The 9,085-nt window shown below is 41.6% G+C and carries 7 protein-coding genes; 3 read left to right on the forward strand and 4 right to left on the reverse strand.

The features are described from left to right. Both QZZ43_RS00405 and QZZ43_RS00410 read right to left on the reverse strand, forming a co-directional pair. Window positions 1-1,109, reverse strand: a 1,109-nt coding sequence (locus QZZ43_RS00405) for a tetratricopeptide repeat protein (RefSeq protein WP_291854779.1), incomplete at its 3' end; no start/stop codon positions are given. Window positions 1,110-1,114: 5 nt separating this feature from the next. After that, window positions 1,115-2,839: a M23 family metallopeptidase gene (locus QZZ43_RS00410; RefSeq protein ID WP_291854782.1), complete on the reverse strand. Its 1,725-nt coding sequence runs from the start codon at window positions 2,837-2,839 to the stop codon at window positions 1,115-1,117. 129 nt (window positions 2,840-2,968) lie between these two features. On the opposite strand from QZZ43_RS00410, the gene QZZ43_RS00415 reads away from it, so the two are divergent. Further along, the gene (locus tag QZZ43_RS00415; protein WP_291854785.1) at window positions 2,969-3,262 is read left to right on the forward strand and encodes a coiled coil domain-containing protein; all 294 of its coding nucleotides are present in this window, start codon (window positions 2,969-2,971) and stop codon (window positions 3,260-3,262) included. 162 nt (window positions 3,263-3,424) lie between these two features. On the opposite strand, the gene QZZ43_RS00420 is transcribed toward QZZ43_RS00415, so the two are convergent. Further along, window positions 3,425-5,062, reverse strand: coding sequence for a 7TM diverse intracellular signaling domain-containing protein (locus tag QZZ43_RS00420; RefSeq protein WP_291854788.1), 1,638 nt, complete (start codon window positions 5,060-5,062; stop codon window positions 3,425-3,427). Window positions 5,063-5,369: 307 nt separating this feature from the next. On the opposite strand from QZZ43_RS00420, the gene QZZ43_RS00425 reads away from it, so the two are divergent. Both QZZ43_RS00425 and QZZ43_RS00430 read left to right on the forward strand, forming a co-directional pair. Then, window positions 5,370-6,914, forward strand: coding sequence for a GLUG motif-containing protein (locus tag QZZ43_RS00425; protein ID WP_291854791.1), 1,545 nt, complete (start codon window positions 5,370-5,372; stop codon window positions 6,912-6,914). Then, a complete protein-coding gene (locus QZZ43_RS00430) occupies window positions 6,904-8,520 on the forward strand; it encodes a T9SS type A sorting domain-containing protein (protein ID WP_291854795.1) in 1,617 nt (538 codons plus the stop codon). The genes QZZ43_RS00425 and QZZ43_RS00430 overlap by 11 nt, the downstream gene beginning before the upstream one ends. 70 nt (window positions 8,521-8,590) lie before the next feature. Here QZZ43_RS00430 and QZZ43_RS00435 read toward each other — a convergent pair. Further along, on the reverse strand, window positions 8,591-9,085 hold a 495-nt coding region (locus QZZ43_RS00435; RefSeq protein ID WP_291854798.1), incomplete at its 5' end, for a phosphatase PAP2 family protein.

The following is a 9,085-nucleotide window of genomic DNA, read 5'->3' on the forward strand; positions in this document are numbered from 1 at the left end:
TTATTTATATCATCACGCCTATCCATTTCGAGTTTCATCGAGGTATTGTAATCCAGCTGGGCTGCTTCTCTTTGGCCCAGGGCCAGACGTACTTCTGCACGATTGGAGTAAACAGGTGCAAAATCAGGATACGCATCTGCCACAATATTGAAGTCTGACAAAGCATTGCGAAACTCGCCTTTTTCCTGATAAAGCATACCTCTGTAGTACAAGGTGGGAAGGTCTTCTCCTCTGATGGCCAGCACCCTTGAAAAATCATTAATAGCCCCGTCGAGGTCACCTATTTCAGCACGCAGAATACCACGATTGTTGTAGCCCATAGCATTGCGTGGTTCCAGTTCAACAAACTTGTTAAAATCGACCATTGTTCCCCGCAAATCATCCAACTGGTAACGAATAATACCTCGGTTCATGTAGAGCGATGCCTCTTCCGGACGTAATTTCAATGCATCATTCACATCTGTCAATGCTTTCTCAAACTCCCCCTGGTGATAATATACCATAGATCTGTTCACAAAACCATCAGGAATATAAGGATTTGTTTTTATTGCTTTGCTGAAATCTTCCAGCGCTCCAATGGTATCTTTAGCCGAGAACCGGGCCAATCCACGATTTAAAAAGGCAGTAACCAGATTGGGTGATTCATTAAGGATTTCCGAATAAACCTCCGTGGCTTTATCATAATCTTCCGTCTGAATGTAGGCAATGCCCAGATTAATCATCAGGTTCAGATTCATGGGGTCAACCTCCAGCCCACGCTTGTAATCCCCAATTGATTCTTCTGGTTTTTCTAACTTCTGGTACAAAATACCTCTGAGATTATAACCATCAATCAGATATGGATTAATTTCCAATGCTCTGTCACAATCTTCCAATGCCCCGGGGTAGTCCTCCAGATGATATTTCCCCACGGCCCGGTAATAATAGGGTTCGGCTAAATAGGGCTTTGCCTTAATTATCTGATTGAAATACTGAATGGCCAGAATATAATCTTCGAAATAGAGCGCATTTCGACCAATAATAGTCATCCTGTCGGTGTCAATTTGCGCTTTTACACTCACTCCCCCAAAGGCCGTCAGTATAATAATAATGATTAACAGTTTCCGCATAAGAATTAAAAACTAAAGCTGGTTTCCAACACCTCCTTATTTCCTGCATTATCGCTGACTTCTATGGAAAGGATGTGTGTTCCTTTTGTAAGGAAAGGGACTTTTTCAAAATAACAAATCAATTCATTGTTTTTGGCATCATACTCAAAAAGAGCCCATTGGTCATCAATTGAACAATTATATCCGGCAATTCCTGAAAAGTCATCTTTCAACCGAACAATCATCCTTTTCCGACTCATGTAATTATTGTGGTAAGGTTGATTCTTCAGGTACAAAACGGGCGCCAAAGTATCCTTTACAAGTAAAAAATCGCCACAAACCCGGCTGTTTATCACAAATTCGGAACCAACAACCTCTCCTCCTGCATATTGTGGCTTCAGGTTACCATCCAATACCGCTCCACATAATCCCGAGGTTTCGATGGAATCGGACAGCGGGAATCTTATTTCAAAACCATTGTGAACAGGTATAGTTTTATCTAACACCGAAAAAACCGAACCTGATTCAGAAATAAAAGATTCTCTCACATAGATTTGGCCCGTTACATCAGTATAAAAAGTACCCTGTTTCATTATAACTAAGTGTCCTGTTTGTTCAAAGAAAAAGGGACTACCTGCATCAATATGTTGTTGAGAAGATTCGGCTCCGCTATCAGCAGACAAGAAGCGATCCCCTTCAATCTGAAAATTTAATGAAGAATAGTTGCCAGTTACATCCTTTACCAAATAGGAAAACTGAGAAACAACCCCCGGTTCCATGGTTATCTTTCCTCGTTGAGCATTAAATTCATATAAATCGATGCTGTTGTACTGCTCTACAAAACTTTTCTGAATGGAACGGCCGGATGTCATTTTTTCAGCATAATCGATGTGGCTGTTTACAAAACGAGTATCGTGAAAATAGAAACCATCCATAATGTAAGAAAATACAGAATCGCCGTTTGCAGTTAGGTCGATGCTGTGAATACCGCATTTGCGCCACGAACCCGAATAGTAATCAAGCACTTCAATTCCAACACCAATGGTTCCGGTAGCCTTAATATCCGGGCTGTTTTTGAGGTGAAATGCCCCGTCATAAAAAACGGCGGGATAGTATTGAGGTTGATGCAAACCATTAATGGAAGCGCCCCGACTCAGAGGATACACCTTAATGCCTGAAATATGCGGACGCACATTGTCCCTGACCGGTGTTGAAAATACCAACGGATCAATTGGCTTTTGTCCTTCCGTCACCCGAACCTCAAAGTGAAGATGCGGACCACCAGAACTTCCCGAATTGCCCGAAAAAGCAACCACTTCACCCCTGTTAACAGGATATTGCCCCGGAGCCAAATATTTGTTTACCGAAAACGACTCGTTTTGATATTGAAGTGCCAGAACCAATGAATCAAGAACCGGCGAGAAAGATTCAAGATGTGCATAAACGGTGGTATAGCCTGAGGGATGGTCGATGTACAGCGCTTTACCAAACCCACCCGAGGACACTGAAATACGGGAAACAAATCCGTCATCTGCTGAAAAAACAGGTAACCCGGTTTTTCCCTGAGTCGTGATGTCCAGGCCCGAGTGAAAATGATTGCTTCGAATTTCACCGAAACTTCCACTTACCTTCGGATTAATCTCCAAAGGGAAATGATATTCCCATTTTTCTGCAGGCGGCTGAGCAGCTATAGTTATACCAGACAAAAGAAACAATAGAATATATGAGAGAAAGATATTTAGTTTTTGCATTTTACCCTTGATTTTAGAGGCTAAAAATAGAAAAATTTAAGGGTATTAAATAATTTTAACCACAGAACGCGGCAATCAAACAAATCTACCTTCGAATCTGTTGTATTAATAAGCTTAAAAACACGAAACATGAAAAATAAAGATGCTTACATTGAAAAGTTCGAGGCTCAGATTAAAGAACTCCAGGCCGACATTGACAAACTGGATGCCAAAGCCCGTCAAAGCGAAGCAGATTTAAGAATCAAATATCACGATGAGCTGGAACTGTTGATAGAAAAAAGGATCCAAGCCAAAGAACGGGTTGAAGAACTTAAAAATGCATCCGAAGGTGCCTGGGAAGAATTAAAAGCCGGAACCGAAAAGGCTTTTAATGAACTGAAAAGCAGCTGGAATGCTGCAATGAATAGGTTCAACAAGGATTAAAACTTATACTTTACAGGGCTATTGAAGATAACAACTTTCCACCCTCCTTTTTTGCAAAATGTTATGTCATGGTAGGTAAACAAGAGCAATAAAGACCGGTTGGAACAGTTGTTATTTTTTTTCCAAATCATTCAATCACAGAATTAATAGCCCGGGAGGAATTTATCTCATGTTCAACAAGTATGCCTGAATATCACGATTTGACTCCAGGTTCATCTTTTTACGCATCCTGGTTTTTGCCTTTCTTACCGATTCCTGCTCCACATGTAAAAACCCGGCAATCTCCAGATTTCCAAGGTTCATTCTAAGATAAGCACAAAGTTTTAGCTCATTTTGACTAAGGGAAGGGTGCTTATGTTTTAAAGAATCAAAAAAACCGGGATGAATTTTCTCGAAGTGAAAAAAATATCTGTCACTCTCGTCTGAATGAAGGGCATTATTGATGGTCTTCACAACATTTGAAATGTTTTCATTACTATCTTCCACCTGGCTGAGAGAAATCCGTCTTAGTTTTTCTTCAATTATTCTTAACAATCTGTCGTTTCCCGATTTTTGCATCATCACTGTCAACAATTCCCGCTCTTTGGCTTCTATGGATTCTCTGGACTTCTCTTCCACCTCCTTTTTCAAGTTTTTGTTTTGTCTGTCGAGTACTTTTGTCAACTCCTGATTCTTTCGAACAGTTTCGGAAAAATCGGCGGACAATGCAAACGACTGAAAAATTATAAACCCCACCAAACCGTAATGTAAAGTATAACCTGAATAAACGGCCCGGTTAAAAATAAGCGCTTCAAATGCGGTGGCCAATAGAAATAACAATATGCCGACTCCAATCATCCGCTTATATTTTGAAGAACCGGAAAATGACCTGATGGTCAGATAAAAAAGATATAAGAAACCCAAAAGGAAAAACAGCTGAAAAAAATGAATTCCAACCGAGACCAAATAATACGGGAGTATAAAAGTGATACCCACAAAAGCCAATGCCATCAGACTATAGAGGTCACGGATCCATTTTTTCAGCCGATCGGGGAATACCGAATAAAAAAACAAAAACAATGCGGCGGATGTAAGATACATTGCTGCAATGGCAAGTTTAAGATAGAAATGTACATTTTGCTGCAACCAGGGGTCGAAAAAGTCTATGTGAGAAAGAAGTCCCAGACGAAGGGCTATAAAAAAAGACATTGCACCAAACCACAAAAAGGCTTTTCTTTTTCGGTTTAACGCAAACAATACAAGGTGATATAAAGCCATAGCCAAAATCACCCCAAGCACGAATGCTTCGGCAATTTTCTCATCAGATTCAATCCGGCGAATCTCCGTTTCTGTTCCAATCAGAAAGGGCTGTCTGAAACCACCGTATTTCTCTTCATAATTGGCTGTTTGGATTACCACCTCATTCATCCCCCTTTCCGGGATAAAAGCCTTAACAACATTCACCTTTGCAGCAATATTGCTGACTGGTCCGGTTCCGGGATTACCTGCCCCGGCAACAAACTTTCCATTTATCCATATTTTGAAGGCGTTACAATAATCATCCACTTTCAGTGCCATAGGCAACACCGTATCAGCTATAAACCAGGTTCTGTAGGTAGCATGTCCGCGACCAGGCAAACGGTTCTCGTCAATCTCAAAATTGTTCCATGTATCAGGAAAATCAACCAAAGCAGATGCTTCCGGCGAATTTGCTCGTTGAAAGTCGGATGGCTCAAGCAACTGGTTCCAGTAAAAATGCATTTTGCCATTCAGAACAATTATTTCTTTTTCTGAACCAACAACATGCTGATTTTCGGCCATTTCTTTTGCAAAATGATCTTTTGAACCACACCCAATTATAAATACAACAAAAAATAATAGGAAAACCCGAAGAAAAATTCTCTGATAAAGGAATAAAAAAAATCTCGGCCTCATAAAAAACGGATATTTCCGATTTTGATTCAGCGGCCCTTTACCATATCAAAAAAGTTGTTTCATCTATAAAAAGAAATCACTGACAAAAACAAACCGGGTTGTCCCGCTTTTGTCCCGCCGTTAAATACAAAGATAGCAAAAGGATTGAATAGTTTTAAACCCACTTAAACAATCTACTAAAATCTTTTTTCCTATGAGAACATCTACTATTCTTTTATTCTTAATCTTTTTAACCCAAAATTCAATTTTTGCCCAAAATTTCGAAGGTGGAGACGGATCAAGTGGCACCCCCTGGCAAATTGCCACTGCCGCACAGCTGGATGAATTACGCAATTACACAGGAGATGTACATGCTGACAAACATTTTATCCTCACTGCAAATATTGATTTAACGAGCTATCTTACTCCGGGAGGTGCAGGATTCGACAAGTGGGGAGCCAACGGATGGCAGCCCATTGGGGAATGGAGTAATTTCTTTACAGGTAATTTTGATGGGGATGGATATGCCATTATCGGTTTAATGATAAATATAACCGCAAATAATGCAGGTTTTTTTGGTAATACCGGAGAGACCAGCATTATTAAAAATATCTATTTAATTGAAGTAGATATTGCGGGTGGCAATTCAACGGGAATGATAGCTGGATATAATCAGGGTACTATTGAAAATGTACATGTAAGTGGAACCCTTGGAGGAAACCAGGACGTTGGAGGATTAACCGGAGTGAATACCGGAACCATAATAAACTGCAGTTCGGAGGGGGCTCTGACTGCCACCTACCAGAATTCGGGCGGACTAATCGGGAATAACGTCAATGCTTCAGTTTCTAATTCACATTCGAATGTTATTGTTAACGGCCAACATTCCCCGGGAGGCCTCATTGGCTATAACTGGAACAGCGATGTTGAAAATTGTTACGCAACCGGAGACGTGAGTGGTAATGGTTGCATAGGCGGCCTTGTTGGTATTTTTAATGGAGGGTCTATAACCAACTCTGCTGCTTTTGGAGATCTGACCGGAACAGGAATGGACCTTGGAGGATTAATTGGTTACATATATGCTGGTGCAGCAACAAACAATTATGCACATGGAAACGCTGAAACTGTCACTAGTTTATCTGGTCAAAAGGTTGGTGGATTGGTCGGCAGTAACCAATCAACAGTTTCTTTATCCTATGCAATTGGCTCAACAGAGGCAGGGGCAAGCAAAGGTGGAATTTTGGGAACTAATTCTTCAGTAGCCACTTGTCAGGATTCATACTGGGATAAAAGCACCTCCTTACTCACAAATGCAATTGGCTACATTGATGGAACCATTACAAATTTGGTTGGGTTAAACACAACAGATATGAAAGGTGTTGTTGCACAAAGCAACATGAATGCTCTGGATTTTATTACCATTTGGCAAACAGTAAATGGAGCCAGCACCGACGCTACAGCGGATGGTTATCCCATTCTTCAATCAATCGACAGAGCAGCCCAACTTCGGGCTCAGGGAATTCTCGCCACATTTAATTTAACAACCTTAGCATCGCCAGTTGAAGGAGGAAGTATTTCGGGTGATGGCCAGTTTGGTGTAGGTGAACAAACCACGATTTTTGCAATCCCTGCAGAAGGTTATGTATTTGTAGAATGGTCAGGACCAATTACAAATATTGACGATCCCACAAAGGCAACAGCTCAGGTTACCATGCCAGCATCCGATGTTGCCCTCACTGCTATTTTTTGTGCAAATTGATTACCCTATAACCATCAGCAAAATTCCGGCTGCCGGAGGCACTGCAACCGGAAGTGGAACAGCCAACCTTGGCGATGTAGTTGCTATTGCCGCCACACCGGAAACTGGTTACCAATTTGTGGAATGGACAGGTGACACCCAGTATTTGGATGACCCAACCGCAGCATCTGCAAGCCTTACCATGCCGGCAGCTGGTGTTAACCTGACAGCAAACTTCGAATTAGTCGATTATTCAATTGCTATCAGTGCAAATACTGCAGCAGGTGGCACCACAACCGGAAGCGGAACAGCCAACTTTGGCGATGTAGTCGCGATTACCGCCACACCGGAAACAGGTTACCAATTTGTGGAATGGACCGGCGACACCCAGCATTTGGATGACCTAACGGCACCATCGGCAAGCTTAACCATGCCTGCCGCAGACGTTAACCTGACAGCAAACTTCGAATTAGTCGATTATTCAATTGCTATCAGTGCAAATACTGCAGCGGGTGGCACCACAACCGGAAGCGGAACAGCCAACTTTGGCGATGTAGTTGCTATTGCCGCCACACCTGAAACAGGTTACCAATTTGTGGAATGGACAGGTGACACCCAGAATTTGGATGACCCAACGGCACCATCGGCAAGCTTAACCGTGCCTGCCGCAGACGTTAACCTGACAGCAAACTTTGAATTGGTCGATTATGCGGTTACGATAAGCGCAAATCCTGTCGCAGGGGGCACCACAACCGGAAGCGGAACTGCCAACTTTGGCGATGTAGTTGCTGTTTCGGCTTCACCCGGGAACGAATATCAGTTCACCGGATGGACAGGCGATACTCAGTATCTGGATGACCTGAATAGTGCGTCAACCAATCTTACAATGCCTGCAGGTGATGTAAGTCTGACTGCCAACTTTGAACTTAAAGAACATCAGTTAACAACAGTTGCTTCTCCAGCAGAAGGTGGAGAAGTATCAGGTGGTGGCATTTATCACCATCAAGAGGAATTCACTTTAACCGCTGAACCAGCGGTAGGATATGTCTTTACAGCCTGGACAATTGGAAGTTCGCTTATTGCTGAAACACCTGTTTTTACGCAACAAATGCCACCACTATCTTTCATCATCACTGCACATTTCGTAAAAATTAATTATCAGTTAACGCTTTCCAAAAATATAAATGAAGGAGGAACAGTATCCGGTGGCGGAACCTTCAATTTCGAAGATGAAGCAACTGTTACAGCCATCCCGGCAACTGGTTACATTTTTGTAAACTGGACCGATGCCAGCGATAATGTGGTAAGTGATCAGGAAAGTTTCAACTATCCGATGCCATCAAGTGATGCAACCCTAACTGCCAACTTTGATTTGGTCACCTCTCTTACCCAAACAAAAGATGAGGCCCCAATGGTTTGGCCAAATCCATTTGATACACATATCAATATCGGGAGTATTGACAACATTAAACGCATCGTCATTATATCACAATCGGGTCAGATTGTTTATGAAAAAGATAATCCCGATAATACAATTATTACCTCCGGTTTAAAGCCTGGAATTTATCTTATTAAAATTATTGATGAAACCGGGAAAATAACAATGAGTAAACTGATTAAACAATAACAATGTAGAAAAATCAAGGCTTTCCTTAAGGAAGGCCTTGATTTTTTATCCAAAAACAGAAAATTATAATTCAGAATCTGACAAAAAGTTCAAGCCCATTTTGTCTGCGTGAAATTAATGGTATAAATGTCAGTACTACATCCTGATTCTTTTTATTTTTTCTGGTTAGCATTTTGCTCAGGAAAGGGTATGCCCAATATGCCATTTTAGTACTCAGAATACCGATTCCTGCTCCGGCGGCAACATCGGTAACCCAGTGCCTGTCATTATATATTCTGTACATTCCCGTACTTAAAGCAACAGAGTATCCGATTATTCCGGGCCAAACCGAGCTATCTTTAAACTCTTGCCAGAGAAACTCAGCTCCCATAAATGCCGTGGCTGTATGTCCCGAAGGAAATGAATTAAAGGTACTCCCATCAGGCCTTTGGGTGTTTATCGAATATTTTAACGCATTGACAGAACCTCCCATTATAATATATGAAGTTGCCAGTATAATAGCTCTGTCTTTATAGTTGTGCGCTGCATTTAGTCCGGTTCTGTCAAGACCAAATGCAGATACAAT

Origin of the sequence: Marinilabilia sp. (genome assembly GCF_016278715.1) — a bacterium.
Lineage (GTDB): Bacteria > Bacteroidota > Bacteroidia > Bacteroidales > Marinilabiliaceae > Marinilabilia.